The 25,883-nt window shown below is 53.3% G+C and carries 24 protein-coding genes and 4 tRNA genes; 21 read left to right on the forward strand and 7 right to left on the reverse strand.

The features are described from left to right. The first annotated feature begins 11 nt into the window (after positions 1 to 11). Positions 12 to 992: a tRNA dihydrouridine synthase gene (locus CLV44_RS05585; protein ID WP_106591130.1), complete on the forward strand. Its 981-nt coding sequence runs from the start codon at positions 12 to 14 to the stop codon at positions 990 to 992. Here CLV44_RS05585 and amrS read toward each other — a convergent pair. Then, a complete protein-coding gene (amrS, locus tag CLV44_RS05590; protein ID WP_106591131.1) occupies positions 960 to 2,039 on the reverse strand; it encodes an AmmeMemoRadiSam system radical SAM enzyme in 1,080 nt (359 codons plus the stop codon). The two genes, CLV44_RS05585 and amrS, sit on opposite strands and share 33 nt — an antisense overlap. A 60-nt stretch (positions 2,040 to 2,099) precedes the next feature. Here amrS and amrB point away from each other — a divergent pair, with 60 nt between their 5' ends. Both amrB and amrA read left to right on the forward strand, forming a co-directional pair. Then, a complete protein-coding gene (amrB, locus tag CLV44_RS05595; protein WP_106591132.1) occupies positions 2,100 to 2,900 on the forward strand; it encodes an AmmeMemoRadiSam system protein B in 801 nt (266 codons plus the stop codon). Further along, complete coding sequence (gene amrA / locus CLV44_RS05600; protein ID WP_170069273.1) at positions 2,887 to 3,474, forward strand: AmmeMemoRadiSam system protein A; 588 nt, start codon at positions 2,887 to 2,889, stop codon at positions 3,472 to 3,474. The genes amrB and amrA overlap by 14 nt, the downstream gene beginning before the upstream one ends. 26 nt (positions 3,475 to 3,500) lie before the next feature. Here the strand turns inward: amrA and CLV44_RS05605 are convergent, their stop codons facing one another. Both CLV44_RS05605 and acnB read right to left on the reverse strand, forming a co-directional pair. Then, the gene (locus CLV44_RS05605) at positions 3,501 to 3,923 is read right to left on the reverse strand and encodes an immunity protein Imm33 domain-containing protein (RefSeq protein ID WP_106591134.1); all 423 of its coding nucleotides are present in this window, start codon (positions 3,921 to 3,923) and stop codon (positions 3,501 to 3,503) included. A 158-nt stretch (positions 3,924 to 4,081) separates the two neighbouring features. Beyond that, positions 4,082 to 6,679, reverse strand: a complete 2,598-nt coding sequence (acnB, locus tag CLV44_RS05610; protein WP_106591194.1) for a bifunctional aconitate hydratase 2/2-methylisocitrate dehydratase — start codon at positions 6,677 to 6,679, stop codon at positions 4,082 to 4,084. Positions 6,680 to 6,974: 295 nt separating this feature from the next. On the opposite strand from acnB, the gene CLV44_RS05615 reads away from it, so the two are divergent. The 7 genes from CLV44_RS05615 to CLV44_RS05645 all read left to right on the forward strand — a co-directional run bounded on the left by CLV44_RS05615 (position 6,975) and on the right by CLV44_RS05645 (position 11,979). Continuing rightward, positions 6,975 to 7,445: a hypothetical protein gene (locus CLV44_RS05615; protein WP_106591135.1), complete on the forward strand. Its 471-nt coding sequence runs from the start codon at positions 6,975 to 6,977 to the stop codon at positions 7,443 to 7,445. A 22-nt stretch (positions 7,446 to 7,467) separates the two neighbouring features. Continuing rightward, positions 7,468 to 8,709 carry a hypothetical protein gene (locus CLV44_RS05620; RefSeq protein ID WP_106591136.1) on the forward strand — a complete coding sequence of 414 codons (1,242 nt, stop codon included), beginning with the start codon at positions 7,468 to 7,470 and terminating at the stop codon, positions 8,707 to 8,709. A gap of 44 nt (positions 8,710 to 8,753) precedes the next feature. After that, positions 8,754 to 9,386 carry a hypothetical protein gene (locus CLV44_RS05625; RefSeq protein ID WP_245912614.1) on the forward strand — a complete coding sequence of 211 codons (633 nt, stop codon included), beginning with the start codon at positions 8,754 to 8,756 and terminating at the stop codon, positions 9,384 to 9,386. Positions 9,387 to 9,450: 64 nt separating this feature from the next. Then, positions 9,451 to 9,813, forward strand: coding sequence for a roadblock/LC7 domain-containing protein (locus CLV44_RS05630; RefSeq protein ID WP_106591137.1), 363 nt, complete (start codon positions 9,451 to 9,453; stop codon positions 9,811 to 9,813). Between the two features lie 72 nt (positions 9,814 to 9,885). Further along, positions 9,886 to 10,347, forward strand: coding sequence for a PAS domain-containing protein (locus CLV44_RS05635; protein WP_106591138.1), 462 nt, complete (start codon positions 9,886 to 9,888; stop codon positions 10,345 to 10,347). A gap of 13 nt (positions 10,348 to 10,360) precedes the next feature. Next, complete coding sequence (locus tag CLV44_RS05640) at positions 10,361 to 11,107, forward strand: phosphate/phosphite/phosphonate ABC transporter substrate-binding protein (RefSeq protein ID WP_106591139.1); 747 nt, start codon at positions 10,361 to 10,363, stop codon at positions 11,105 to 11,107. Between the two features lie 206 nt (positions 11,108 to 11,313). Next, entirely contained in the window at positions 11,314 to 11,979 is a 666-nt protein-coding gene (locus CLV44_RS05645; RefSeq protein ID WP_106591140.1) for a MiaE family protein, read from the forward strand. Here CLV44_RS05645 and CLV44_RS05650 read toward each other — a convergent pair. Both CLV44_RS05650 and CLV44_RS05655 read right to left on the reverse strand, forming a co-directional pair. Next, positions 11,915 to 12,688: a UDP-2,3-diacylglucosamine diphosphatase gene (locus CLV44_RS05650; RefSeq protein WP_106591141.1), complete on the reverse strand. Its 774-nt coding sequence runs from the start codon at positions 12,686 to 12,688 to the stop codon at positions 11,915 to 11,917. The genes CLV44_RS05645 and CLV44_RS05650 overlap by 65 nt on opposite strands. Beyond that, a complete protein-coding gene (locus CLV44_RS05655; protein ID WP_106591142.1) occupies positions 12,688 to 13,191 on the reverse strand; it encodes a peptidylprolyl isomerase in 504 nt (167 codons plus the stop codon). Before CLV44_RS05655 ends, CLV44_RS05650 begins: the two co-directional genes overlap by 1 nt. Positions 13,192 to 13,379: 188 nt before the next feature. Between CLV44_RS05655 and CLV44_RS05660 the strand changes: the two genes are divergently transcribed. The 3 genes from CLV44_RS05660 to cysS all read left to right on the forward strand — a co-directional run bounded on the left by CLV44_RS05660 (position 13,380) and on the right by cysS (position 17,442). Next, positions 13,380 to 15,059, forward strand: a complete 1,680-nt coding sequence (locus tag CLV44_RS05660; protein ID WP_106591196.1) for a glutamine--tRNA ligase/YqeY domain fusion protein — start codon at positions 13,380 to 13,382, stop codon at positions 15,057 to 15,059. A 3-nt stretch (positions 15,060 to 15,062) separates the two neighbouring features. Then, a complete protein-coding gene (locus tag CLV44_RS05665; RefSeq protein WP_106591143.1) occupies positions 15,063 to 15,950 on the forward strand; it encodes a hypothetical protein in 888 nt (295 codons plus the stop codon). Positions 15,951 to 16,050: 100 nt separating this feature from the next. Continuing rightward, positions 16,051 to 17,442, forward strand: a complete 1,392-nt coding sequence (gene cysS / locus CLV44_RS05670) for a cysteine--tRNA ligase (RefSeq protein WP_106591144.1) — start codon at positions 16,051 to 16,053, stop codon at positions 17,440 to 17,442. Between the two features lie 106 nt (positions 17,443 to 17,548). On the opposite strand, the gene CLV44_RS05675 is transcribed toward cysS, so the two are convergent. Together CLV44_RS05675 and folD are read right to left on the reverse strand one after the other, a co-directional pair. Continuing rightward, positions 17,549 to 19,390, reverse strand: coding sequence for a PAS domain S-box protein (locus CLV44_RS05675; RefSeq protein ID WP_106591145.1), 1,842 nt, complete (start codon positions 19,388 to 19,390; stop codon positions 17,549 to 17,551). 98 nt (positions 19,391 to 19,488) lie between these two features. Then, entirely contained in the window at positions 19,489 to 20,343 is an 855-nt protein-coding gene (folD, locus tag CLV44_RS05680) for a bifunctional methylenetetrahydrofolate dehydrogenase/methenyltetrahydrofolate cyclohydrolase FolD (RefSeq protein ID WP_106591146.1), read from the reverse strand. A 221-nt stretch (positions 20,344 to 20,564) separates the two neighbouring features. Here folD and CLV44_RS05685 point away from each other — a divergent pair. The 8 genes from CLV44_RS05685 to dctP all read left to right on the forward strand — a co-directional run bounded on the left by CLV44_RS05685 (position 20,565) and on the right by dctP (position 25,832). After that, positions 20,565 to 20,641: transfer RNA gene (locus CLV44_RS05685), tRNA-Arg, on the forward strand. A gap of 38 nt (positions 20,642 to 20,679) precedes the next feature. Next, positions 20,680 to 20,755 (forward strand) — tRNA-His (locus CLV44_RS05690). Between the two features lie 30 nt (positions 20,756 to 20,785). Further along, a tRNA-Leu gene (locus CLV44_RS05695) sits at positions 20,786 to 20,870 on the forward strand. A 24-nt stretch (positions 20,871 to 20,894) separates the two neighbouring features. Beyond that, a tRNA-His gene (locus CLV44_RS05700) sits at positions 20,895 to 20,970 on the forward strand. A gap of 218 nt (positions 20,971 to 21,188) precedes the next feature. Beyond that, positions 21,189 to 22,529, forward strand: coding sequence for a trigger factor (gene tig / locus CLV44_RS05705; protein WP_106591147.1), 1,341 nt, complete (start codon positions 21,189 to 21,191; stop codon positions 22,527 to 22,529). A gap of 96 nt (positions 22,530 to 22,625) precedes the next feature. Further along, positions 22,626 to 23,261, forward strand: a complete 636-nt coding sequence (clpP, locus tag CLV44_RS05710) for an ATP-dependent Clp endopeptidase proteolytic subunit ClpP (protein ID WP_281257811.1) — start codon at positions 22,626 to 22,628, stop codon at positions 23,259 to 23,261. A gap of 93 nt (positions 23,262 to 23,354) precedes the next feature. Further along, positions 23,355 to 24,629, forward strand: a complete 1,275-nt coding sequence (gene clpX, locus CLV44_RS05715) for an ATP-dependent protease ATP-binding subunit ClpX (protein ID WP_106591148.1) — start codon at positions 23,355 to 23,357, stop codon at positions 24,627 to 24,629. 195 nt (positions 24,630 to 24,824) lie between these two features. Then, positions 24,825 to 25,832, forward strand: coding sequence for a TRAP transporter substrate-binding protein DctP (gene dctP / locus CLV44_RS05720; protein ID WP_106591149.1), 1,008 nt, complete (start codon positions 24,825 to 24,827; stop codon positions 25,830 to 25,832). The last annotated feature ends 51 nt before the right edge of the window (positions 25,833 to 25,883 follow it).

The following is a 25,883-nucleotide window of genomic DNA, read 5'->3' on the forward strand; positions in this document are numbered from 1 at the left end:
AGTATACAGCGATGAATATTTATCTGGCCCCGATGGAGGGTGTTCTTGATTACGGTCTGCGCGATATTCTGACGCGTATCGAGGGCGTTGATTGCTGCGTGACCGAGTTTATTCGGGTGACGGATCAGCTTTTGCCTGCCACGGTGTTCCGGCGCTTGGCACCCGAGCTGGAGCAAGGTAGCCAAACTTATTCCGGTGTGCCGGTGCTGGTACAGTTGCTGGGCAATGACCCCGTGATGATGGGTGAAAACGCAGTCCGTGCTGCCGAGATGGGTGCGCCCGGAATTGATCTGAATTTTGGCTGTCCAGCCAAAACGGTGAATAAGAGCCGTGGCGGTGCCATTTTGCTAAAGGATCCTGAAGAGGTTCATGATATTACCGCTGGGGTGAGTCAGGCACTGGCAGGTTCGGTGCCGCTCAGTGCCAAAATGCGGCTTGGATTTCAGGACAAATCATTGGCAATCGAAAATGCGCAGGCATTGGAAGCAGCGGGTGCGATGCGTTTGACTGTGCATGCGCGGACGAAGGTTGAAGGTTACAAGCCCCCGGCACATTGGGAGTGGATTGCACGCATTCGCGAAGCAGTTTCCATCCCGGTTGTGGCCAACGGTGATATATGGACAGTAGAAGATTATCACCGCTGTCGAGAGGTTAGCGGATGTGATGACGTGATGATCGGCCGTGGGTTGATTGCCAATCCTTTTCTTGCACACGCTATACGTTACGGGCAGGCAGGCATGGATGCGGCGTCAACCTGGTCGCAGACGTGTCGCCTGCTGCACCGCTATCACCATGATGTCATGGCACGCATTGAAGCGCGTCATGTAAATGGACGGACCAAGCAGTGGTTGCGCATGATGCAGCGTCACTATCCGCAGGCAGAAGCCTTGTTTGCCGATATCCGTGTCGAGCGTGACCCTCAGCGGGTTGCAGTGGTATTGCAGGCAGCGGTTGATGCGTTAATGATTGATGTGGATCGGCATACGTTTTGACCCCCAGTGCCCCGGTGTGGCATCGAATACACCGGGGATGCGGTGACCGCAAAAACGGCAGCAGCCTTCCGCGCTAAGCTGCCAATCCTTGATAATATAGCCGGATCGTTGAATTAACGCCTTGTCGCATTCGGGGCAGTATGTCGTGCTGCCTTCATCGTCATGCACATTACCCGTGTATACAAAATGTAGCCCCTCTTCTCGGGCGATCATGCGTGCGCGTTGCAAGGTATCCAGGGGGGTGTTTGGGTGGTCCAGCATCTTCCAGTCAGGATGAAAGGCGGTAAAGTGCAGCGGTACGTCTGGACCGAGCCGGGTGCATATCCAGCGTGACAGCTGGCCGATTTCACGGTCGGAGTCATTTTCTCCGGGTATCAGCAGGGTTGTGATCTCCAGCCAGGTATCAGTCTCATGTTGAATGTACTCCAGCGTTTCCAATACGGGGGCGAGTTGACCGCCGCAGATGCGCCGATAAAACGACTCTGTGAACGCTTTCAGGTCGATATTGGCTGCATCCATATGCCGGTAAAAGGCTTCGCGGGGAGCGGGGCATACATAGCCTGCGCTGACCGCAATGCTGCGTAGTCCCTGTTGCCGGCAGGCTTTTGCCACATCAATGGCATATTCATGAAAAACAACCGGATCATTATAGGTAAAGGCAATGCTGCGGCAGTCATGTGCAACGGCGGCGCGTACCAGTTGCTCGGGTGATGCGCTGTCGCAGAGTCTTTCGGTCTGCCGCGAGCGGCTGATATCCCAATTTTGGCAGAAGCGGCATGCCAGATTGCAGCCGGCCGTGCCAAATGAGAGTACGGGTGTGCCGGGCAGGAAGTGATTCAGCGGTTTTTTTTCGACTGGATCGATACAGAAACCGCTGGAGAGGCCATAACTCAGCAAACGTATCTCGTTATCAACGCGGCCGCGTACAAAACACATGCCCCGCTGGCCTGGATTCAGCTGGCAGAAGCGTGGGCAAAGATCGCACTGGAGCTTGCCATTATCCAGGCGGTGCCAATACTCAGTAGCGACGCTGTGTTTGGCGCTCATACTGAAGATCTCCACGGGTACTATACTTGAAGCATAGCAAACAACGAGGGGGATGCGCTGATGGACGCTTCTATTCGACCTGCAGCGGTTGCAGGGGCGTTTTATCCGGCAGACCCCTTGGGGTTAAAGGGGTTGGTGGATACTCTGATGTCAGCAATTGCAGCCCCGGAGTTGCTGTCGCGTCCGCTTAAGGCATGTGTCGTGCCGCATGCGGGGTTGATCTATTCAGGCCCTGTGGCGGCAAAGGCTTATCGTTTACTGCAAAGCACTGCGTCGCACCAGTTGTGGCGACGAGTGGTGTTGTTGGGACCAAACCACCGTATGCCGCTTCACGGCATGGCGGTGTCAGATGAAGCATTCTGGTCCAGTCCTTTGGGTCGTATGCCAATTGATCGCGCATACACTGAACAGCTATGTACGAAGTTCCAGTTGACTATCAGGCCTGATGTGCATCGGTTTGAGCACTCACTGGAGGTGCAGTTGCCATTTCTGCAAACGATCATGCCCGAGTTGGCGTTGGTGCCTGTTCTGGTCGGGGGGGTGGAGAGTGAGGATGTTGCTGCCTTGATTGAATACTGCTGGCAGGATGAGTCCAACCTGGTGTTGATCAGTAGCGATCTGAGTCATTATCACCCGTGGTCCGAAGCGCAGCGCCTTGATGCTGTCACCAGCAAGATGATCAATACATTGGATGCGCACCTGGGTAGTGAGCAGGCCTGTGGCTATCACGCGCTCAACGGATTATTGCTGGCTGCGCGGCGGCAAGGGCTGGAAATACACTGTTTGAGTCGTTTGACATCTGGAGATACGGCCGGCAGTAAAGAGCAGGTTGTGGGGTATGGGGCTTATGTGTGCTATTGAATATGGCTCTGAAGAGCGAGCGGCCATTCTGGCACTGGCACGTCAGGGTGTGTGTCAATCAGTGATGACCGGCAGTGTGGCCTTGCCTGATGTGGAGCAGATGGCACCTTTTCTACAGCCTCAGCGCGCCAGTTTTGTCACGCTGGAGAGTATTGGTCGGTTGCGTGGGTGTATCGGTTCACTTGAGCCAGTGCGGCCGTTAGGACATGATATTTTGCATAATGCCTGTGGTGCTGCCTTGCATGATTACCGCTTTCAAGTACTGGAGGCAGCAGAGCCGATACGGATATCAGTATCGATATTGTCGCCTCTGCAGGAGATGCAATTTACGTCTGAAGAGGATCTTTTGTGTCAGCTTGAGCCGGGCAAGGACGGGGTTTTATTACAGTCTGGTCGCTGTCGATCGACTTTTCTACCCGTTGTCTGGACCAGTTTGAGTCAACCAGAAGTCTTTATGAAGGAGTTGAAATTGAAGGCAGGGCTGCCGGCAGACTATTGGTCTGAACGGGTTAGGGTATGGCGTTACCGTAGTGAAAGCTTTGCTGAGGCGGTAGAGCGGCCGGCATGTGAATGAGGACACCGGCCGTTTTCTACGATATGTCAGCTGCCTTCACGCTGTTGGGCGAAACGGTCGACGTCATTGGTGATGTCGACTTCCACGGTGGGGGCCGGGATGCGGAAATCATACACACGCTCCCAGCCTTCTGCTTCCGGTGTGCGTTCCCATACGGTGCCGGCATTGTATTGCACCAGTTCGGTCAGTGACGGGTCCATCTCGCAGATACGCTCCAACGGGATAGGAACCAGGTTGATCTGCTCATTTTCCAGAAATTCTGGTGTCTCGTAGCCGGTAAACATGCGCCAGCCGGTATCGTTGAGATGTTCGGGTACGGTTTTGTACAGGAAACGAATCGGCAGCTTATCTTCCAGCATGAGACGTGAAACCAGTGCCAGATAACCATTTTTGGTCTGTGCAGTTTCCTGTTCGGCGGTCAGGGGTAGATCGGGCGTAGGTGAATTCATGAATAATAACCTGTATACGACAATTCGTGGCTGATACGCAGGAGGGAGTATATCAGTTTGCTGTGGTCGTGCTGAAACGTATGGGCCGTAAACACAAAACCCCGCCGAAGCGGGGTTTCAGTGAGCCAGTGAGGGCGCGCAGTGCGCCCTCGGCAGGATCAGACTTCTACAGTTGGGATGAAAGTCGACGCTTTGGCGACGTAGCTGTCCATCTGATCGAAGTTCAGGTAACGGTAGATCTCGCCAGACATGCTGTCGAGTTTGCTAGCGTATTCCATGTACTCGGAAACGGTCGGCAGTTTGCCTTCCAGTGCCGCAACAGCCGCCAGTTCAGCGGATGCCAGGAATACGTTGGCGCCATCACCCAGACGGTTCGGGAAGTTACGAGTTGAAGTCGATACAACTGTAGACTTCGCGGCTACACGTGCCTGGTTGCCCATGCACAGGGAGCAGCCCGGCATTTCCATGCGCGCACCGGCTTTGCCGAAGATGTTGTAGTAACCTTCGTCGCTCAGCTGAGCCTGGTCCATTTTGGTCGGCGGTGCGATCCACATGCGTGTCGGGATGGACTTGCCTGAGGACTCCAGCAGTTTACCAGCGGCACGGAAGTGGCCGATGTTGGTCATGCAGGAACCGATGAAGACTTCATCGATGCTCTGGCCAGCCACTTCAGACAACAGGCGTGCATCGTCCGGATCGTTCGGAGCACACAGGATCGGCTCCTTGATTTCGGACAGATCGATTTCGATCACTTCAGCGTACTCGGCATCAGCGTCTGCACGCATCAGGCTCGGGTTCGCCAGCCACTCTTCCATGCCCTTGATACGACGTTCGATGGTACGTACATCGCCGTAGCCTTCAGCGATCATCCACTTCAGCATGACGATGTTGGAACGCAGGTACTCGGCAACGGAATCGTCGGACAGAGTGATGGTGCAGCCTGCAGCGGAACGTTCTGCAGAGGCGTCGGACAGCTCGAATGCCTGCTCAACGGTCAGTTCTTCCAGACCTTCGATTTCCAGTACGCGGCCAGAGAAGGCGTTCTTCTTGCCGGCTTTCTCTACGGTCAGAAGACCCTGTTTGATCGCGTAGTAAGGAATCGCATGCACCAGATCACGCAGGGTGATACCGGCGTTACGCTTGCCCTTGAAGCGAACCAGGATGGATTCCGGCATGTCCAGCGGCATAACACCGGTGGCAGCTGCGAAGGCAACCAGACCAGAACCGGCAGGGAAGGAGATGCCCAGCGGGAAACGGGTGTGGGAGTCACCACCGGTACCGACGGTATCCGGCAGCAGCATGCGGTTCAGCCAAGAGTGGATAACACCATCGCCCGGACGCAGGGAAACGCCGCCGCGGTTCATGATGAAGTCCGGCAGAGTGTGGTGGGTGTTGACGTCAACCGGCTTCGGATATGCAGCGGTGTGGCAGAAAGACTGCATGGTCAGGTCAGCTGAGAAGCCCAGGCACGCCAGGTCTTTCAGTTCATCACGGGTCATCGGACCAGTGGTGTCCTGAGAGCCAACGGTGGTCATCTTCGGCTCGCAGTACATGCCCGGACGAACGCCGTCCATGCCGCAGGCCTTGCCGACCATCTTCTGAGCCAGGGTGAAGCCCTTGCCGGTATCAGCCGGCTGTTCCGGTTTGCGGAACAGTTCGAAGTTTTCCAGGCCCAGTGCTTCACGTGCTTTCTCGGTCAGACCGCGACCGATGATCAGCGGGATACGGCCGCCTGCGCGGACTTCGTCCAGCAGAACCTGAGTTTTCAGGCCGAATGTGCAGATCACTTCGTCAGTGCCGTGCTTGCAGACTTTACCTTCATACGGGTATACGTCGATGACGTCACCCATGTTCAGGTCTTCAACCGGCATTTCGATCGGCAGAGCGCCCGCATCTTCCATTGTGTTGTAGAAAATCGGAGCGATCTTGTTACCGAAGCAGTAACCGCCGGCGCGTTTGTTCGGTACGAACGGGATGTCGTCACCGAAGAACCACAGCACGGAGTTGGTTGCCGATTTACGGGAAGAACCGGTACCGACTACATCACCCACGTAAGCAACCGGGAAGCCTTTTGCTTTAACTTCTTCGATCTGTGCCAGCGGGCCTGTAACGCCGTGTTCTTCCGGGTTGATCCCTTCACGTTCCATCTTCAGCATCGCGTTGGCGTGCAACGGGATATCGGGACGCGACCAGGCATCCGGAGCCGGAGACAGGTCATCAGTATTGGTTTCGCCCGGTACCTTGAATACGGTAACGGTGATTTTTTCGGCAACTTCCGGCTTGGAAGTGAACCACTCGCCTTCAGCCCAGGACTGCATGACCTGTTTGGCGTGAGCGTTACCTGCTTCGGCTTTCTCCTGTACATCATGGAAAGCATCAAACATCAGCAGGGTGTGTGACAGTGCCTTGGCAGCAGTCGGGGCCAGTGCGTCGATATCCAGGCATTCCACCAGGGGAGCAATATTGTAGCCGCCCAGCATGGTGCCCAGCAGCTCAACAGCTTTGACCTGGTCGATCAGAGGGGAAGAGGCTTCACCTTTGGCGATCGCTGCCAGGAAGCCAGCTTTTACGTAAGCAGCCTGGTCAACGCCCGCCGGCACACGATTGGTGATCAGCTCGAGCAGGAACTCTTCTTCACCGGCAGGCGGTGCTTTCAAGAGTTCGACCAGAGCAGATGTCTGTTCAGGATCAAGCGGCTTCGGTGGTACGCCTTCTGCGGCGCGTTCTTCTACATGTGTACGATAAGCTTCAAGCACGATATGGCCCTCATCTGTTTTCACCGCCGGACGCCGGAGTGGTAAAACCCCACCGACGGCGTATCGACTAGGTATCGAATGGTGATTGGCGAGCGAATTCTAGCGGAAGCAGGGGCTAAAGTTAAGATTGTGTCGACAATCTTGCTCTTAGACTTTCGACCAAATTGACTGATATGTAAGCAATATTGATAGAAAGCTGTTGATGCTGGTCAATATTCATTTAGCTGTGTTTGAATTCGAGCTAAAAGCTACGTATAACAGTCGAATACATTATCTCAGGTAGGAGGTAGCCTTGATGAGTTCAGCACACAGTCAGGCTGAAATCGCACAGGATGAGCGCGCGGTAAAAGCAAATCTGCAACTCAGTAAATTGCAGGTCATGTTTCATTTGCAGGCCGATAAGCGACTGATCTATGTAGGTGTGCAGCCAACTGTTGCGTTGCGCTACCTGACGCGGCTGGTAGCTGCAAGGCCGCGCGTGTTGCGGAATCACATTCGGCGCATCTACCTTGCCATTCAATGTGCAGACAGTGATCGGTTGACTGGTGCGCTGATCGATTTGCTTTTGGTGTTGCGTGGACGAGGCCAGTTTTTGGTCGACCGTTTGGTCAAGCAGTCCGGGCCGTTGCTTCAATCCGAACACCGTACCGCTATCAAGAAAGCGATTGATACGCGTGATCTGTCACGGCTTGCTGAATTGCCGCTTGATTTTGCAGTATTGAGCAATGGGCGTTGCATGCAGTTTTCAAGACAGAAAGTACACTGAGCGCTCATAGAAGGATTCGAACATGCCGGTCGGTGGTAATCATTCCATAGGAATTATCGGCTTTGCTGCAAATGAAGTGGCAATGCTGGAGATTTTTTTTAAAAGCAACAAGGCTAAAGGCTTTAACCTGGTAAAGCCTGAGCTGTCCGATAGTTTGCTGGTTGGCTTCAGTGATAATGATGCCAGGGAGCAGGTTGAAAAGTGGTTGCAGAATGACCGGCGGCCATTTGTTGCGGTGGTTGATGCCGCAACCTCTCGGAATGTCGCCAATACAGGTATAAAAATCAGTCGTCCTCTGACCTTGATTGCACTGCAGGAGGCTCTGGTGCAGTTAAGCGCCCGTCTTGCTGCAGGGCCTGTCGAAGAGGGTGAGCGGGTTGTCAGTGAGGTCGTCAGTGCGCCCGGTAACGCCCGTGACGCCGTGTTCGCCGAGTGGGAAGCGCGAAAGCAGCGCAGTAGTGAGGCGTTGTCGGCATGGAAGGGTGATTCTGCTCAGCGTGAAGGCGAAGCACTGCGTAGTCGTTTCAGTCTTGAACGCAGCGAATTGAATAGCTTGATTCTGGAAGCTCAAACTGAGTTGCAAAAGCAACAGGCCAAGCGGCCAGTGCGTGTAGAGCCCCAGCCAAAGCCTGCTGCTGTTGTGGAAGATGAGGCGCCGCCGCCAAAACTGTCGGTCGAGATGATTCAGCAATGCTGTGGTAGCTTGCCGGACGTCAACCTGGACTCGGTGACTGAGCGGCGTAGGGTTTATTTCAGTCTTGATGGACTGTTGCTGCCCTGGATTCAGCGTTGTGTTCGCCTTGGTGATGAAACAGGTAAGGTGCAGCAGGTTGTTGGTGTACCGGGGGCGCTATTTTATTTGCCGGGGGAGAAAGTATTTCTGGTTGGGTTGGATGCGGATCTGTTGCTTCAGTTGACACGAACCCGCTTCGGCTTTGATGAAATATCCCTGCAGGAACGTAGCGCCGAGTCAGAACTGCCACATGGCAGAAAAGTCGCGTCCGATGAGTTGATGTGGCAGTTGGCACTTTTTACTGCTCGTGGGCGCATCCCTGATGCACTGTCGGCGGAACAACCCAGGTTATTGAATGAGATGCCGGACTTTGAGCGGCTTTTGGAAACGCCTCATGCCAGAAGCATTGCAGAGCTATGGCAGAGTCAGCGATTGTCAGCTCAAAGCGTCGCATCCATGTTGGGCGTGCCTCAGCGTTTTGTTTTCTCGTTCTTTGTGGCAGCGGACGCCATCGGTCTGTACTGTCCCTGACCGGAAACGTGTGTCTCACACTATGGATATTTCGGAGTTAAACCGTGAATCAAGAACATAATGATACCCCGCGGTATTTTCAGGTCACGCCCAGCGGCGCATATTATGCGACGCTGAATACCGAGTCGGAGACTCTGCGGGCACTGTTGTTACAGTTGCTGAGCGCAGATACACATATACCTTATCTTGGATCTCTGTTGCAAAAGTTGACCGGGCTGCCGGAAGTCGAAGCAGAGACCTTGCTGGACAAAGCTGTTCAGCATGGTTTTGTTGATCTTCCCGAGGCACCTGAAGCTGTTGCAGCGGGTACGATTGAAGAGATTCTACCCAAGGTGTTGCCCAGTCTTGCTGATGGGCGCGTGCTGTTGGCGGATGATCAGGGTTTTTGCCTTGGGCAATCCGGCTTTGAGAACGAAGAAGCCGAGGCAATTGCAGGTATGGCTGCAGACCTGGTATCGATGCATGAGCGCCACCAGGCGCTATTGGGTCGACATTTGGGTATTGACGGCTCTTCCTGGGCGCTGATCGATGCAGTAGGGCAAAGTGAGCTTGGTTTCTGGACGCTACATGTCGGGGAGCAAAAGTTTCTCTTGATATTGGAAGGGATGCCACATCTCAATCGGCAGCCTTTTGTGGATTTGATGTCGGTTTTGATCCGACGTTACCTGGATTACTGATGAAGCGGGTTGGCCGTTTCATACAGGATTAAAACCAGCGCTAATGGCCTAAAAGGAGACTACCATGCGCTCAGAAATGTTGACTTCTATTCTTAACGATCTCAACGGTACATCTGCTGAAATCGAAGCTTCGGCTGTTATTTCAACAGATGGTTTGGTTATTGATGCGCTGCTGCCGGCCAGCATGGACGAAGACCGTGTAGGCGCGATGAGTGCAGCTATGCTGTCATTGGGTGAGCGTACGTCCCAAGAGCTGGCCCGAGGTGAGCTTGAGCAGGTTCTGGTCAAGGGTAAAGATGGTTACATCCTCATGACCCATGCGAATCAGGAATCTGTATTGACCGTGGTCGCGAAGACCAATGCACGTCTGGGTCTTATCTTTCTGGACGTTAAGCGTGCAGCTGATGCGATTGGCAAGATTCTCTGAATCTTTTTTAGTGCCAGGCGTGCTGAATACGGTTAAGTAGGCTGCACGCTGTTTTCTCGGTCTGGAGTGCCTATGTCCGAACAAGATACCGGCTCAGTTGGAGAGGTGCTGATCAAATACTATGACGGTACTGAACGATTGGCTAAAATCGTGGATCGTGAAGTGCCTTATCCTGATGGCAAGTTGATCGTCTCCCGTACTGATCCAAGTGGCATTATTACGCATGCCAATCGCGCTTTTATCGAGATGTCCGGATACACGCGAGAAGAGCTGATTGGGGTGAATCATTATATTTTGCGTCATCCGGATATGCCGGCTGTCGCGTTCAAGGATCTTTGGGATACCGTTGCTCAAGGTAAAAAATGGCAAGGTTATGTCAAGAATCTACGGAAGGATGGGGCTTATTACTGGGTTAAGGCAACGGTAATTCCCAATATTCGCAATGGTGAGCTTGTCGGGTATACATCCGTACGACGCAAGCCATCTCGCAGCAAAATCACGGAGAGCGAAGCTCTTTATGTGACACTGCGATAGGTAAGGTGCTGCCATGACATTAAATTTATCGGTGAGCCCGGATTTTCCGCCTACTCACCTCTCTGGCTGGTTTATCTTCAATACCTGGCTGCAGCGTCAATTGAATACGGGTGTTCACTTGGAGCTGTATGACAGCTTTGATGCCCAGCGGGAAGATATTCGCAATGGCAAAATCGATCTGATCTACGCGAACCCCTATGATGCTTCAATGTTGGTGCGCGAACTTGGTTTCAAGGTGTTGGTGCGTCCTCGTAATCGTGCAGACGAAACCGTAATTGCAGCCCGTCATGATGACCCGCGCAGTTGTGTTGAAGATCTGGGTGCGGGGATCAATATTGCAACGACGGCTGATCCTGATGTGCATACCATGGGCATGATCATGCTGGAGTCGGCTGATTTGGATAAAACCAATGTCAGTTTTCAAGAGTGTGATAGTTATGTTCTGGTCGCCAAGGCACTGCTGAATGGGCAGGCTGATGCCGGATTCTTCCTCAAAGACGGTTATGACGAGCTTTCTGAACTGGTGCGTCATAAAATGAAGATGCTGGTCAGCAGTCAGATCAGTGTTGTTCATCATACTTTGGTTGCTGGTCCTAGAATGCAAGAGCATGCGGAGTTGCTGACGGAGCGTCTACTGGGGATGGAAGAAGATCCCAAGGGGCGTGATGTGCTTAAGAGCATGGGGCTTGATGGCTGGGATGTAATGGAAGATGAGCAGACTGAGTTCATGATCGATTTGATCGATACCTTGATCGATTAGCAGTTGATGCGTGTTCATGCATAAAAAAGGTGCCTTTGGGCGCCTTTTTTGTTTCAGGTGTTCCGTCCTGACTAAGGTTGGTTCGCTGGAATGTTGTATGACTGCCTGAAGTGGTAAATTCACCCCTGAATTTGTAGACTTCCCGCATTGTTGCTCCCTACTGTTTATCTTTAAAGTATGTGTACGAAAGTGAGTGGTTTAAATTTATGGAAGTACTAAGAGAGATTAAGGCATTTCTAGGGGCTGAGACACCCGAGGAATGGCTGCAGTTGGCTGCAAAACAAGAGTGCATGCAGTTGTTGCTCACGGACCATGCCCATTGCGAAAAGAAGGCCGCGTCCACAGCCATGACGCTGATGTTTCGTTATGTGGATCGAGCCGATCTGTTGAATAAAATGTCACGCCTGGCGCGTGAAGAGTTGATTCATTTTGAGCAGGTCCTGGGTTTGATAGAGGCCAGGGGGTTGAAGTATGGACATTTGAGCCCTGCACGCTATGCGGCGGGTATGCGGACGGATGTGCGTACCTCGGAGCCGGGGCGTCTGATCGACGTGCTGATTATCGGTGCATTTATTGAGGCACGATCTTGTGAGCGTTTTGCCGCGTTGGCACCGGATCTGGATGATGAGTTGGCGCGATTCTACCGCTCGCTACTCAAGTCGGAGGGGCGTCATTATCAGGATTACCTGAGTTTGGCGCAGGCCTATGCCGATGAGCCGATTGATGAGCGTGTAGAGCACTTTCGAAAGTTGGAAGCGGAGCTGATCCTGGCGGAGGATGACGAGTTTCGCTTCCATAGTGGCAAGCCTAGTGCGGCGCTGCTAGCGAATCCTTCAGCTTTGCTGCAAGCGGAGTCTGTGCAGGCAGGTTGAATGCATAGAGGCGACTGCCTGCTTCGTCCTGCTCAAGGTACCAGCCATGCAGGTCCCAGTCGCCCAATACGATTCTGACACCATCTTTCGTTGATTGATGATGGTGGATGTGGGGTCTGTGTGTGTGGCCGTGGATCATCAGTGGCGCATTCTGTTCATGCATCATCTGCTTGATGGCATGTGGGCTGACATCCGTGATCTCGGTTGCCTTTTGGGCGCCTTGCTCGCGGCTGGCTGCGCGTAGTTGTTGTGCAATGGACACACGACTTGCAATGGGTTTTTCAAGGAATTCGGCTTGCCATGCGGGGTTGCGTACCAGTGTGCGGAACGCCTGGTAGTCCACGTCGTCAAGACAGAGTTGGTCACCATGCAGCAGCAGTGTTTGCCCATGCACTGTTGTGAGAATGTGCAGTTCAGGCAGTAGTTCAGCACCGACCCTGTCGGCGAAGTTCTGACTGACCAGAAAGTCACGGTTGCCGTGTTGAAAGAAAATACGCACGCCAGCCTGACTGAGTGATGTCAGTGCGGTATACACCGGTTGCAGCTCTGCGGGGGCTGCATCGTCTCCGATCCATGCCTCAAAAATATCACCCAACAGGTAGAGCTCGTCGGCGTGTGCCGCTTTCTCGTTCAGGAAGATAACAAACGCCCGGATGATATCCGGGCGTTTGTTATCGAGGTGTAGATCAGCAACGTAGTAGCGCAGCATTAGCTCTCCGCTTGTTCGACGCGTGCGGACTCGATAATGATGTCTTCAGCAGGCACGTCCTGATGGCCGGCGCGCATGGTGGTGCCGACTTTCTTGATCTTGTTAACGATATCCATACCGTCCACAACCTTGCCGAATACGGCGTAGCCCCATCCTTCAGTGGTTTTGGCGGTGTGGTCAAGGAAAGTGTTGTCGGAAACGTTGATGAAGAACTGAGCCGATGCGGAATGGGGGTCCATGGTGCGTGCCATGGCCAAAGTACCTTCCTGGTTGGAAAGGCCGTTGTCAGCTTCATTCTGGATCGGTTCGCGGGTTTCTTTCGGGATCATGCCTGGCTCGAAGCCACCGCCCTGAATCATGAAGCCGTCGATAACACGGTGAAAAATGACGCCGTCGTAGAATCCGTCACGGACATACTGTTCAAAGTTGGCAGCAGTGGCAGGAGCTTTGTCGTGATCCAGTTCAATAGTGATTGCGCCGACGTTGGTTTGCAGGATGATCATTTCCAGTTTCCCTGTTTCTCTTATGTGTATGCCTATTATACTCAAGTCTTAAGACACTGCATCCACTGCCAAGTGCTTTATTCTTTTCATGGTGGTTCAGGTGCGTGCAGCCCTTATCTGCGGTTATAATGCCGGATATCGATTCCGGCACATTGGCCGGCCTTTTTCAGCTTCGACAAGATATGGATATGACCACACACGACAGCACCAAGCCGAACAACTTTATCCACCAGATTATTGAAGATGATCTTGCCAAAGGCCTGAATGACGGGCAGGTAGTGACCCGTTTTCCGCCTGAGCCCAACGGGTATCTGCATATAGGTCATGCCAAGTCGATCTGTCTCAACTTTGGTACTGCTCAGCGTTTCAGTGGTCAATGCAATTTGCGCTTTGATGACACCAATCCGGAAAAGGAAAGCCAGGAGTACATCGACTCCATCATTTCAGATGTGAGTTGGCTGGGCTTTGAGTGGAGCGGTGATATTCGTTACAGCTCTGATTACTTTGATCAGCTGCATGCGTGGGCTGTGCATCTCATTCAAGAGGGCAAGGCGTATGTCGATAGCCTTAGTGCTCATGAGATGCGCGAATTCCGTGGCACGCTGACCGAACCGGGTAAAAACAGCCCGTATCGCGAACGCAGTGTTGAGGAAAACCTTGAGCTGTTCGAAAGAATGCGCCAGGGCAAATTTGCCGAAGGTGAATGTGCTCTGCGTGCCAAAATTGATATGGCTGCGCCGAACATTAACCTGCGCGATCCGGTGATCTACCGTATCCGCCATGCGCATCATCATCAGACCGGTGACAAGTGGTGTATCTACCCGTCCTATGACTTTACGCACGGTCAGTCCGATGCGCTGGAGGGGATCACCCACTCCATCTGTACGCTGGAGTTTGAAGACCACCGTCCGCTGTATGACTGGTTTATCCAGAACTTGCCAGTGCCTGCGACCCCGCGCCAGTATGAATTTGCTCGCCTGAATCTGAACTATACCGTCACCAGTAAGCGCAAGCTCAAGTTGCTGGTCGATGAGGGGCATGTTGAAGGCTGGAACGACCCGCGCCTGCCGACGATTTCAGGTATGCGTCGCCGTGGCTACACCCCGGCGTCTATCCGTAATTTCTGTGACATGATCGGGGTTACCCGTTCCAACGGTGTCGTGGATATGGGCATGCTGGAGTCTGCAATTCGTGATGATCTGGACAGCAATGCGCCGCGTGCCATGTGTGTGGTTGATCCGATCAAGGTCACCATCGCCAACTACGTCGAAGGCGAGGAAGAGTGGTTTGAGCTGCCTGCGCATCCGAAGGATGAGTCCATGGGGCTGCGTAAAGTACCGTTTACCCGCAATTTGCTGATTGAGCGCGAAGATTTTGCCGAAGAGAAGCCGCGTAAGTGGAAGCGTATGTCACCGGGTGACGCTGTGCGTCTGCGCGGTGCCTATGTGATTCGGTGTGACGAAGTGATCAAGGATGAGCAGGGTGAAGTGATTGAGCTGGTGTGTAGCTATGACGCTGCGACCAAGGGACAGAACCCGACCGATTACAAGCCTAATGGTGTTATTCACTGGGTGTCTGCCGACAATTCCGTGCCGTGTGAAGTGCGCTTGTATGACCGTCTGTTTACCGAAGCCAACCCGGATGCTGACAAGACACGTGATTTCCATGAGTTCATCAACCCGGAATCATTGACGGTGATGACGCAGGCGCGTGCCGAAATTGGTCTCAAGCATGCGGTAGCCGAAAGTCGCTTCCAGTTCGAGCGCACGGGCTATTTTTGTGTAGATGCTAGTTCGACGGAAAATACGTTAGTCTTCAACCGCACGGTCACCCTGCGTGACTCTTGGGCCAAGATCAAGGGCAAGTAATCCGTGCTGCTGATCAGGTCTCTCTTCCGCGCGCTGGCAGGTCTTGTTCTGCTGGCGGGTGGTTGTGCCTCGTCACCCGCTACTGGACCGGCAGGGTCCCTGGTGGTGGAGCGGCAGGCGCGTCTGGCTGATGAAATCAGTGAGACGTCGGGGCTTGCTGCGCATGCAGGCCAGTTGTGGAGCCATAATGATAGTGGTGACAAGGCAAGGCTGTATGCGCTGGCGTCTGCGGACGGTCAGGTTGTGCAGCGGCGTGTGCTGCGTGATGCGCTCAACTTCGACTGGGAAGAAATGGCCCAGGATGATGAGTGGTTACATGTGCTCGATTGCGGCAATAATATGGGCCGACGGCAGTGGATGCAGGTGTACTCAATACGCTGGTCAGCATTGGATGCTGGCGGTGTTGCCGATCCTGTGCCATCACGGTTGACCGAATTCCGTTTTGCAGATGCAGGGCCTTCTGCGGGAGCTTACAGGCATGACAATGACTGTGAAGCGGCTGCAGTCGTGGATGGTGTGCTGTGGGTGTTCAGCAAAAACTGGCAGGATCAGCACACGCGGTTATACCGGTTGCGGCCTGATGGGCAGCGTCATGCGCTTGTCAGTGAGGACCGTTACCCGGTTGAAGGTCTGATCACGGCTGCTGACTATGATTCCGAGCGTAAGCAGTTGGCGTTGTTGGGATATACGCGCAAACGTTTCAGCTCATCGGCTTTTATCTGGCTGGTACCGGTCGATCAGGGTCAGTTGCAATGGTCAGCTGCCAAGCGCCATCCGGTTTCGCCGGCAGGGCAGTGGGAAGCGGTATTGTGGCGGCCTGAGGGCCTGTTGTTGACGCGCGAAAACAGCTGGCTGGGCAGTAGCTGGCTTGGGTTGATCCGCTTGCCTTGATCGCAGAGGCCTTAATATTCAGGCATAATCCCTTATACTATTTTAATTATATTGCCTTTTGTATGGGCATTTTCTTTTTTACAGATTCCGGCAGACCCTCATGCTTCATATCTATAATACATTGACGAACAGCAAGGCGCTTTTTACTCCGATTGAACCCGGCAAAATCCGCATGTATGTATGCGGTGTGACGGTCTATGACTACTGTCATATTGGCCATGCGCGGGTGATGGTTGCATTTGATGTTATTACCCGTTATCTGAGGGCTCGTGGCTGGGATGTTGATTATGTTCGTAACATCACGGATGTGGATGACAAAATCATCCGTCGGGCTGCTGAAAATGGTGAGTCGGTTGGGCAGTTGACTGAGCGCATGATCGCGGCGATGCATGAAGACGAAGCGCGTCTGAATGTGCTGCGACCGGATCAGGAGCCGCGTGCGACTGCTCATATCGATGACATTATTGCCATGGTTCAGGCCCTGATTGATAAAGGGTACGCTTACGCGGCAGAAAATGGTGACGTGTATTACCGGGTTGAGAAATTCGAGAGCTATGGTCGCCTGACGAATAAGGTAATTGAAGATCTGCGCTCGGGTGCTCGCGTTGAAGTGGAGGCCGCGAAGGAAAGTCCGCTTGATTTCGTACTGTGGAAGGCGGTCAAGCCAGGTGAAGTCAGCTGGGCATCACCTTGGGGAGACGGGCGTCCGGGCTGGCATATTGAATGTTCAGCCATGTCCAAGTGCTGCCTGGGTGACTCTTTCGATATTCATGGTGGTGGTCCAGACCTGCCGTTTCCGCATCATGAAAACGAGATTGCTCAGTCAGAGGCTGCAAATGGCTGTACCTATGCGAACTACTGGATGCATGCGGGTCCTGTACGTATGGGGCAAGAAAAAATGTCCAAGTCATTGGGTAATTTCTTTACCATTCGTGAAGTGCTGAAACATTACAATCCGGAAGTGGTGCGCTATTTCCTGTCCAGTGTTCATTACCGCAGCTATATCGACTATTCCGAAGACGGTTTGAAAGAAGCGCAGAGTGCGCTTGAGCGTTTCTATCAGGCGTTGGCGTCCGTGGAATCTGGCGATGCAACGGCTGCTCTGGATAACACGTATGAAGCACGTTTCTGTGAAGCGATGGACGATGATTTCAACACACCGCGTGCGCTCGCAGTGTTGTTCGAATTGGCCAGTGAGTTGAATAAGGCTATACGTGAGGGCAGTGCGACGGTATCGGCGCTGGCCGCTCAGCTTAAGCAGTTGGCGGGTATGATCGGCTTGTTGCAGCAGGAGCCTAAAGCCTTTTTGCAAGGTGAGGTGGGTGATAATGGCCTGAGTGCAGAAGCGATTGAGGAGCTGATCGAGCAGCGTAATCAGGCGCGCAAGGATAAAAACTTTGCTGAAGCCGACCGGGTCCGTGATCTGCTGGCTGATAATGGCGTCGTGCTCAAAGACAGCCGTGAAGGTACGGGCTGGTATCGCGAACAGTAAGTAACAGGAGTGCCGCTGAATGGCGGCACTCCTGACGTATTTTCCGGATTTTCTGGCGATGATGGTGCATGCGTTTGGCGTCAGTCGTTATCAGCCTCTGGCGGCGTTATCCGGTCCCTGCATTTTCTTCAGCGCGCAGGCGGAAATATTCGGAGGAGCCGCGTTGCTCGGTGACGTCGCGCATCAGGCAAATGAAATGTGATGCCTGTTGGTTCTCGTCATGCAGGGTAATAATGTCGGTGTCCTGTATATATAAGTGACCATTCCGATGGCGATTGACAATATCTCCACGCCATTGCCCTGAACTCTTTAATGATGACCAGAGTGCATAGAAGAAATCGCTATTGTGGTGGCCGGCATTCAGTGCGTCGGGTGTTCTGCCGTTGATGCTTTTTGCCGTGTAACCGGTCAGTTCTTCGAACGCCTTGTTCACCAGTTCAATCTTCCCTTCAGTGTTCGTCACCATGATGGCATCCCGGCAGTGGCTAAATACAATCGTGGCAATGCGAGCTTCCAGGCGCTTCTGCTTTTCATGGGTGATATCGCGGAATACTACCTGAATGGCGTCCTGGCCTTTGTGGCTGGTGAGCGCGCTGGACACTTCAGCAGTAAAAACCTGGCCATTAAGGCGTATCAGTTTTTGTTCGGCAGGCTCCAGGTGTTGGCCCTGAGTGAGTGCTTCACGACGACGATAGGCAAAGGCAAGGCTGTCAGCGTGTACCAGATCCTTGATATGACAATGATAAAGCTCTTCAGGTGAATTGCAGCCAAACAGGCGTGCGGCATGCTGGTTGGCCAATTCAACGATGCCATCAACGTGTACCACAATGGCTTCAGGTGATTGGGTGAATAGTGACCGGTAACGTTGGTACATCTCTTCAGCTCGGGAGCTCATTGTATGACTGAGTTGTACGGCTTGCTGGCGGGTAATAATAAAAAACATGAGCGCCAGGGTCAGTAGTAAGGAAATCGACAGCCCCGAGACCAGTATGGCGGTGTCATATCGGCGCAGATATATGTGATTGGCGCTGAGGTCAAGATTTGAAATGCGCAGAGTGAGGGGCTGTCCGCCAATGTTCAATGTGCTGGTTTTCGACATGTGGACCGTATTCAGTGGCTGCTGGGGATGGCTGTCGAAGCTTGGGCTCGGGTGTGCGGTCCTTGGGTCAACCAGCTGAATGCGGAGCGGGATCTGCAAGTCGCTCAGGCTGGAGGTGATCAGCGTGCTCATGCTGAAGCCAGCGGTGATGATGCCCAGTGTGTGCCCGTCGTTGTCCAGCATGCGTACTGGCAGTATCTGCAGATAATCCAGCGAGTTCACATCCGTCGGCAGTAATGACAGCGGCTGACTAAGCGTCATTCGATTGTTGCGTATGGCTTCAAGGCTGGCCATGCGGCGTTTATCTTCGCTCATCAAGTCATAGCCCTGCATGCGGTTCTCAATGCTGCGGGGGACCAGGTGCAGGATGGCAAGACTGGGTTGTCCAGCCGGTGGTGGCGGGAAAATTCGGAGTGTCCGAGTGCTGCTACGATTGAAATCGGCGATCAGTTGGTCGCGTTCATGCGCGGGGATGTACTGTGTGAAGCTCAGGCCGACGAGTCCGAGATCGGTATAGTTGATCGGGTAGGAGTCGAACATTCTGTGCCAGCGCTCATTGAGTGCGTGTGGGGGCAGGGTGTCGTTATTCAGCACCATGCCGCGGCCAGCCATCAACAATAGCGAGAAACGATCCGCTTTTTCCTGAATTCCTTGAGTAGTTTGCATTGTAGTGGCATGGAAGCGCTCTTGCAGGCGTTCGCGGTCGCTTTGTGCTGACTGTATGGCCAGTAAAAGGCTCAGGCCGAGGCCGGTAATCAGAACCAGTATGGCGAGAAAGGGGGTCTGCCAAATCCTGTTGCGTGTGTTGATGCCGTTCGATCCATTGTTACGGTGTAATTCCGGTTGCATCCTGCATGATCCTGCTGACTACGAGGATAATAAATACGTAAATAGTGTGATGAGTAAAAGAGGTTGCCCGGCACTATAAAGCGCCGGGCTCGACATGCTTAGCTGTCCAGCATGTTGGCTGCTTCCAGCGTGTTTTCCATCAGGCAGGCAACTGTCATCGGGCCGACACCGCCAGGCACGGGAGTGATCCAGCCGGCGCGCTCTGCTGCCGTGTCAAACTCGACATCGCCAACCAGGCGGCCATCGTCCAGACGGTTGATGCCCACGTCAATTACAATGGCACCGGGCTTGATCCACTCGCCTTTGACCAGACCAGGAATGCCGACGCCGACAACAACGATATCGGCACGACGTACATGGAACTCAAGGTCGCGGGTAAAACGGTGGGTGGTGGTGGTGGTGCAGCCAGCCAGCAGCAGCTCCAGCGTCATCGGGCGACCAACAATGTTGGAGGCGCCGACGATCACGGCTTCCTGGCCATGCAGATCCACACCGGTTGAGGCCAGCAGTGTCATGACGCCTTTGGGTGTGCAGGGACGCAGAACCGGCATGCGCTGTGCCAGTCGGCCCAGATTGAATGCATGAAAGCCATCGACATCTTTATCCGGCCGAATTTGTTCCAGTACTTCAGTTGCGTCCAGGTGTGCCGGCAATGGAAGCTGAACCAGGATGCCATCAACGTCGGCGTCCTTGTTCAGAGTATCGATCAGCTGCAGCAGCTCTTCGCGTGAAGTTGCTGCAGGTAGATCGAAAGCCTTGGAGGTAATGCCGACTTCAATGCATGCGTTCTTCTTGTTACGAACATATACATGGGAGGCCGGATCGCTGCCGACCAGAACTACCGCCAGGCAGGGTGCGCGTTTACCTGCTGCCAGGCGGGCATCAATATCGGCGCGTACGTGTTGTCGGACTTCAGAAGCGATCTGTTTGCCATTAATGATCTGGGCGCTCATGAGTGAGGTCTTTTCCTTTGAATACAGGTGTAGATAAAAAGATAGGCTGATTTTCTCATCTTTACTGCCTCAGAGCCAATGGACTTTTATCGCAGCTTTCGTTACAGGGTGTTGTTTCTGCAGAAAAAAATGAAAAAAGGTGTTGACGCCCGAAAGAAGCAAGCCTAATATACGCACCTCCTCGACACGGGGCGCAAGTTCAAGTCGAGGCGGCGCTTAATGCGCTCGTAGCTCAACCGGATAGAGCAACGGCCTTCTAAGCCGTAGGTTGCGGGTTCGAGTCCTGCCGGGCGTGCCAGCCGTCTAGATGGTTGAGTGGTAAGAAAAGAGGTTATGGTGGGCGTAGCTCAGTTGGTAGAGCCCCGGATTGTGATTCCGGTGGTCGTGGGTTCGAGCCCCATCGTCCACCCCATACCTCAATGCAACATCGGTGAAAGCTGATGCGGAAGTGGTGGAATTGGTAGACACGCTGGATTTAGGTTCCAGTGCCGCAAGGTGTGAGAGTTCGAGTCTCTCCTTCCGCACCAAAAAACACCAGATACACTAATGTGGTGGGCGTAGCTCAGTTGGTAGAGCCCCGGATTGTGATTCCGGTGGTCGTGGGTTCGAGCCCCATCGTCCACCCCAGTGTATTCTCCTCGATTTATACCTCCTTGATTTAATTCAAAATTTTAACACCTCTTTTATCTATTTGATTTCATCTGAAGCCGCGTTTTACTTGACTAATCGCCGCGCTTGCATGAAAATTTCGCGCTTTAGAATTTAGGCTCTGCTGGTCGGTCGTTTTATTTAAGACGAGCCTGCAGGTCGCACCATCATGCTGCAAACTATTTGTGAGGATCTCCATGCAAGTTTCTGTTGAAACGACTTCCGGCCTTGAGCGTCAGTTGACCATCACTGTTCCGGCTGAGCGCATCGACCAGGACGTAAACAAACTGGTTGCCCAGCAGGCTCGTACGCGCCGTCTGGATGGCTTCCGTCCGGGTAAAGTACCGACGAAGGTGATCAAGCGCATGTTTGGCAGCGCAATCCGTCAGGACGTTTTGGGCCAGGTAGTTCAGGAAAGCTTCTACACTGCCGTTGAGCAGGAAAAACTGCAGCCCGCCGGTGGACCGAACATCGAATTCAAAAACGACAAGGAAGGTGAAGACCTTCAGTACGTTGCGACATTTGAAGTATATCCGGAGATCGCACTGAAAGATCTGTCTGGCGTTGAGCTGGAAAAGCAGACTGCCGAGATCACTGATGCCGATATGGACACCATGATCGAGACCCTGCAGAAGCAGCAGGCAAACTGGGCTGAAGTCGAGCGTGCAGCGACTGAAGGCGATCGTGTGAAAATCGATTTTGAAGGTTTCATCGACGGTGAAGCGTTTGAAGGCGGCAAGGCTGAAGGCCACGACCTGGTACTGGGTTCCGGTTCCATGATTCCGGGCTTTGAAGCGGGTCTGGAAGGCAAGAAAGCGGGTGAAGAGTTCGACCTGGAAGTGAGCTTCCCGGAAGACTACCACGCTGAAAACCTGAAAGGTAAGAAAGCTGTATTCAAGACTAAGGTACAGTCCGTATCTGCTCAGGAACTGCCGGAACTGAACGAAGAGTTCTTCTCTCGCTTCGGTATCGAAGAGAAAGAACTGGACGGTTTCAAGACTGAAGTACGCAAAAACATGGAGCGCGAGCTGAAGCAGGCGCTGAAGATGAAGCTGAAAGATCAGGTCTTCTCTGAGCTGCTGAAGGTTAACGCCATCGACGTGCCTGCTGCTCTGATCGACAGCGAAATCGACAACCTGCGTCGTCAGGCGATTCAGCAGTTTGGTGGTGAAAACGCCAACATCGATCCGAACATGCTGCCGAAAGAAATGTTCGAAGAGCAGGCTAAACGTCGCGTAAGCGTCGGTCTGCTGGTTCAGGAAGTTGTTAAGACCAGCAAGCTTGAAGCCAACGAAGATCGTGTGCGTGAGACCGTTGAAGAGATGGCCTCCACTTACCAGGATCCGCAGCAGGTTATCGACTGGTACTACAGCAATGATCAGGTTCTGAACCAGATCAAGAGCCTGGTACTGGAAGATCAAGTAGTTGATCATCTGGTCGCATCTGCTACAGTCACTGAAAAGACTGTTCCTTACGAGGAAGCCATTAAGCCGGCACAGCAGAATGAAGCTGCAGACGAAGACGAAAGCGAAGCCTGATCCGGTAAACCGGTCTGGGCGTAAGCCATAAAGGAAACGACAGTTGGCTTGGCTGACTGTCGTTTTTTCGCTTATCAGGGTAAGGAGAATTAGTACATGGCGGATATCTACACTGGGCGTGCCAACGAGATCATGAATTCAGGTCTGGTTCCGATGGTCGTAGAGCAGAGTTCACGTGGTGAACGTGCCTATGACATCTACTCCCGTTTGCTCAAAGAGCGGGTAATCTTCATGGTAGGTCAGGTCGAAGACCACATGGCCAACCTGATCGTGGCCCAGCTTCTGTTCCTGGAAGCCGAGAACCCCGACAAAGACATTCACCTGTATATCAATTCACCGGGTGGCTCGGTAACGGCGGGCATGGCGATTTATGACACCATGCAGTTCATCAAGCCGGATGTCAGCACCATGTGTATCGGCCAGGCCGCGAGCATGGGTGCGTTCCTGCTGGCGGGTGGTGCACCGGGCAAGCGTCATGCGCTGCCGAATGCCCGTATGATGATTCATCAGCCGTTGGGTGGATACCAGGGTCAGGCAACGGATATCGAAATTCATACTCGTGAAATTCTGACTATCCGCGAGAAATTGAATCGTCTGTTGGCAGAACACACCGGACAGGATTTCGAGACCATTGCGCGTGATACCGACCGCGACAACTTCATGGATCCGAAGACCGCGGCTGATTACGGCCTGATTGACTCGGTACTGGATCGCCGCCTGGGCACAGACTGATGTCATCACCGCGACCGGATCTCCCGAGTAGGGGTTGAAATTTTCCGGTATCGGGCGCATACACAAGAGTATATGGTTTTTTGAGGTAATAAGATGGCAGACGAGACGACCGGCAAGGAAGGAGAGGGCAGCAAACTGTTCTGTTCTTTCTGTGGTAAAAGCCAGGACGAAGTGCGCAAATTGATCGCAGGTCCCTCTGTCTTTATCTGTGATGAGTGTGTCGATCTCTGTAACGATATCATCCGTGAAGAGATTCAGGATAGCGATGAGCAGGAGCCGCGTGAGAGCCTGCCGACACCCGCAGAGATCAAGGCAACGCTGGATGACTATGTAATTGGTCAGGAACGCGCCAAGAAAGTATTGGCGGTAGCGGTTTACAACCACTATAAGCGGTTGCGCTTCCAGCAGAAAGGCGACGTGGAACTTGGCAAGAGCAACATCCTGCTGATCGGTCCGACCGGTAGCGGTAAAACGCTGTTGGCCGAAACCATGGCGCGTTTGTTGAATGTGCCGTTTACCATTGCAGACGCGACCACGCTGACTGAAGCCGGTTACGTTGGTGAAGATGTCGAGAACATCATTCAGAAGCTGCTGCAAAAGTGCGATTACGATGTCGAAAAGGCCCAGCTGGGTATTGTCTACATTGATGAAATCGACAAGATTTCACGCAAGTCCGACAACCCGTCGATTACGCGTGATGTCTCCGGCGAAGGAGTACAGCAGGCTCTGCTGAAGCTGATCGAAGGCACGGTTGCCTCGGTTCCGCCTCAGGGTGGCCGCAAGCATCCGCAGCAGGAATTTCTGCAGGTTGATACATCGAATATCCTGTTTATCTGTGGCGGTGCTTTTGCCGGCCTGGAAAAACTGATTCGTGACCGTAGCGAGCGCAGTTCGATCGGCTTCAGTGCAGTGGTCAAGAGCAAGGACGAAAGCCGTCTGAGCGAAGTGCTGCATGACGTGGAAGCAGAAGACCTGGTGAAGTTCGGCTTGATTCCCGAATTTGTGGGTCGTCTGCCGATGATCGCAACCTTGTCTGAGCTGGATGAAGATGCACTGATCCAGATCCTGACCGAGCCGAAAAACAGTCTGGTCAAGCAGTACCAGGCTCTGTTCGACATGGAAGGGGTTGAGGTTGATTTCCGTGAGGAGGCACTCAAGGCCGTTGCCGAGAAAGCGCTTGTGCGTCGCACCGGTGCTCGTGGTCTGCGCTCCATACTGGAAGCAACATTGCTGGATATCATGTACCAGCTGCCGTCCCTTGATAATGTGGCGAAGGTGGTGATTGATGAAGGTGTCATCAATGGCAGCTCTGAGCCAATCCTGATTTATGAAAATCAGGATGCGCCAAAAACTGCGGCTGATCATTAAACATTAGTCGTATATAAGTCTAAAAATCCCCGCAATTGCGGGGATTTTTATTTATCTGTGCCAAATTCCTGACATTTCGTTTTGCGCAGGCTTCTGTCCACCCCGTATAATTCTGTAGCGATCGTTAACATCCGAAGGAATTTGGATCTGTCGATGCGCCGTCTCTGCTGGATTACAACTATAAGGAATGGATAAATGCTCAAACGTCGTACATTCATGGCTGCAGCTGCTGCCTGCATGCTGCTGAGCCCCATCGCCCACGCCGAGTACAAGGCCGAATACACCGTATCCACCGTACTCCCGTCTGCTTTTCCCTGGGGACAGGCTGCCGATAAATGGGTTGAGCTGGTGAAGGAACGCTCCGAGGGGCGTATCAACATGAAGGTCTACAGTGGCGCACAGCTTGTGTCCGGTGATCAGACCAAAGAATTCTCCGCCATGCGCTCAGGTTTGATCGACATGTCGGTTGGCTCGACCATCAACTGGTCGCCGCAGGTACCGGAACTGAACCTGTTCTCGCTGCCGTTCCTGATGCCTGATCATGCAGCGATCGATGCCATTACTCAGGGTGAGGCGGGCAAAACGGTATTTCAGGCAATTGAAAAGCGTGGTGTGACACCGTTGGCGTGGGGCGAAAACGGCTTCCGTCAGCTGTCCAATTCCAAACTGCAGATCGACGAGCCGGCGGATCTGGCCGGTTTGAAAATCCGTGTTGTCGGTTCACCGCTGTTCCAGGATACATTTACTGCACTGGGTGCTAATCCGACGCAGATGAGCTGGGCTGATGCCAAGCCGGCGCTGACAACAGGTGCCGTGGATGGTCAGGAAAACCCCATTTCTGTATTTGACGTGGCACGCATCGATCAAGTGGGCCAGACTCACCTGACTCAGTGGGGCTATATGGCAGATCCGCTGGTGTTTGCAGTCAGCAGTCGCGTATGGCGTCAGTTTTCACCGGAAGATCAGGCGCTGCTGAAGCAGGCTGCCATTGATGCCGGGCAGTGGGAAATTCAGAAATCCCGTTCTGAGCTTGATGCGACCCTCGTAAAGATCAAAGAGCGTGGCGTGGAAGTGACTAACCTGACTGAGGAGCAGCATGCAGCCTTCGTTCAGGCGACCCGGTCAGTTCACGAGAAATGGACCCCGCGTATCGGTGAAGAGCTGGTCAAGCAGGCTCAAGACGCAGTTGCCAATCGCAAGTAATCCCACCGAAGTGCTTGAACGCCCGTCCTGGTGACGGGCGTTGTTGTCTTG

It is taken from the genome of Marinobacterium halophilum (assembly GCF_003014615.1).
In the GTDB taxonomy this organism is placed as follows: Bacteria; Pseudomonadota; Gammaproteobacteria; order Pseudomonadales; family Balneatricaceae; genus Marinobacterium; species Marinobacterium halophilum.

Bases quoted from the DNA above. Each gene is read 5' to 3' on its own strand.
- CLV44_RS05640 (WP_106591139.1), top strand. From the start codon at position 10,361: ATGACATTAAATTTATCGGTGAGCCCGGATTTTCCGCCTACTCACCTC.
- amrA (WP_170069273.1), top strand. From the start codon at position 2,887: ATGTGTGCTATTGAATATGGCTCTGAAGAGCGAGCGGCCATTCTGGCA.
- CLV44_RS05605 (WP_106591134.1), bottom strand. From the start codon at position 3,923: ATGAATTCACCTACGCCCGATCTACCCCTGACCGCCGAACAGGAAACT.
- CLV44_RS05635 (WP_106591138.1), top strand. From the start codon at position 9,886: ATGTCCGAACAAGATACCGGCTCAGTTGGAGAGGTGCTGATCAAATAC.
- amrB (WP_106591132.1), top strand. From the start codon at position 2,100: ATGGACGCTTCTATTCGACCTGCAGCGGTTGCAGGGGCGTTTTATCCG.
- CLV44_RS05630 (WP_106591137.1), top strand. From the start codon at position 9,451: ATGCGCTCAGAAATGTTGACTTCTATTCTTAACGATCTCAACGGTACA.
- cysS (WP_106591144.1), top strand. From the start codon at position 16,051: ATGCTTCATATCTATAATACATTGACGAACAGCAAGGCGCTTTTTACT.
- tig (WP_106591147.1), top strand. From the start codon at position 21,189: ATGCAAGTTTCTGTTGAAACGACTTCCGGCCTTGAGCGTCAGTTGACC.
- CLV44_RS05615 (WP_106591135.1), top strand. From the start codon at position 6,975: ATGAGTTCAGCACACAGTCAGGCTGAAATCGCACAGGATGAGCGCGCG.
- CLV44_RS05620 (WP_106591136.1), top strand. From the start codon at position 7,468: ATGCCGGTCGGTGGTAATCATTCCATAGGAATTATCGGCTTTGCTGCA.
- CLV44_RS05585 (WP_106591130.1), top strand. From the start codon at position 12: ATGAATATTTATCTGGCCCCGATGGAGGGTGTTCTTGATTACGGTCTG.
- CLV44_RS05675 (WP_106591145.1), bottom strand. From the start codon at position 19,390: ATGCAACCGGAATTACACCGTAACAATGGATCGAACGGCATCAACACA.
- clpP (WP_281257811.1), top strand. From the start codon at position 22,626: ATGGCGGATATCTACACTGGGCGTGCCAACGAGATCATGAATTCAGGT.
- clpX (WP_106591148.1), top strand. From the start codon at position 23,355: ATGGCAGACGAGACGACCGGCAAGGAAGGAGAGGGCAGCAAACTGTTC.
- dctP (WP_106591149.1), top strand. From the start codon at position 24,825: ATGCTCAAACGTCGTACATTCATGGCTGCAGCTGCTGCCTGCATGCTG.
- CLV44_RS05660 (WP_106591196.1), top strand. From the start codon at position 13,380: ATGACCACACACGACAGCACCAAGCCGAACAACTTTATCCACCAGATT.
- amrS (WP_106591131.1), bottom strand. From the start codon at position 2,039: ATGAGCGCCAAACACAGCGTCGCTACTGAGTATTGGCACCGCCTGGAT.
- CLV44_RS05645 (WP_106591140.1), top strand. From the start codon at position 11,314: ATGGAAGTACTAAGAGAGATTAAGGCATTTCTAGGGGCTGAGACACCC.
- folD (WP_106591146.1), bottom strand. From the start codon at position 20,343: ATGAGCGCCCAGATCATTAATGGCAAACAGATCGCTTCTGAAGTCCGA.
- CLV44_RS05655 (WP_106591142.1), bottom strand. From the start codon at position 13,191: ATGATCATCCTGCAAACCAACGTCGGCGCAATCACTATTGAACTGGAT.
- CLV44_RS05650 (WP_106591141.1), bottom strand. From the start codon at position 12,688: ATGCTGCGCTACTACGTTGCTGATCTACACCTCGATAACAAACGCCCG.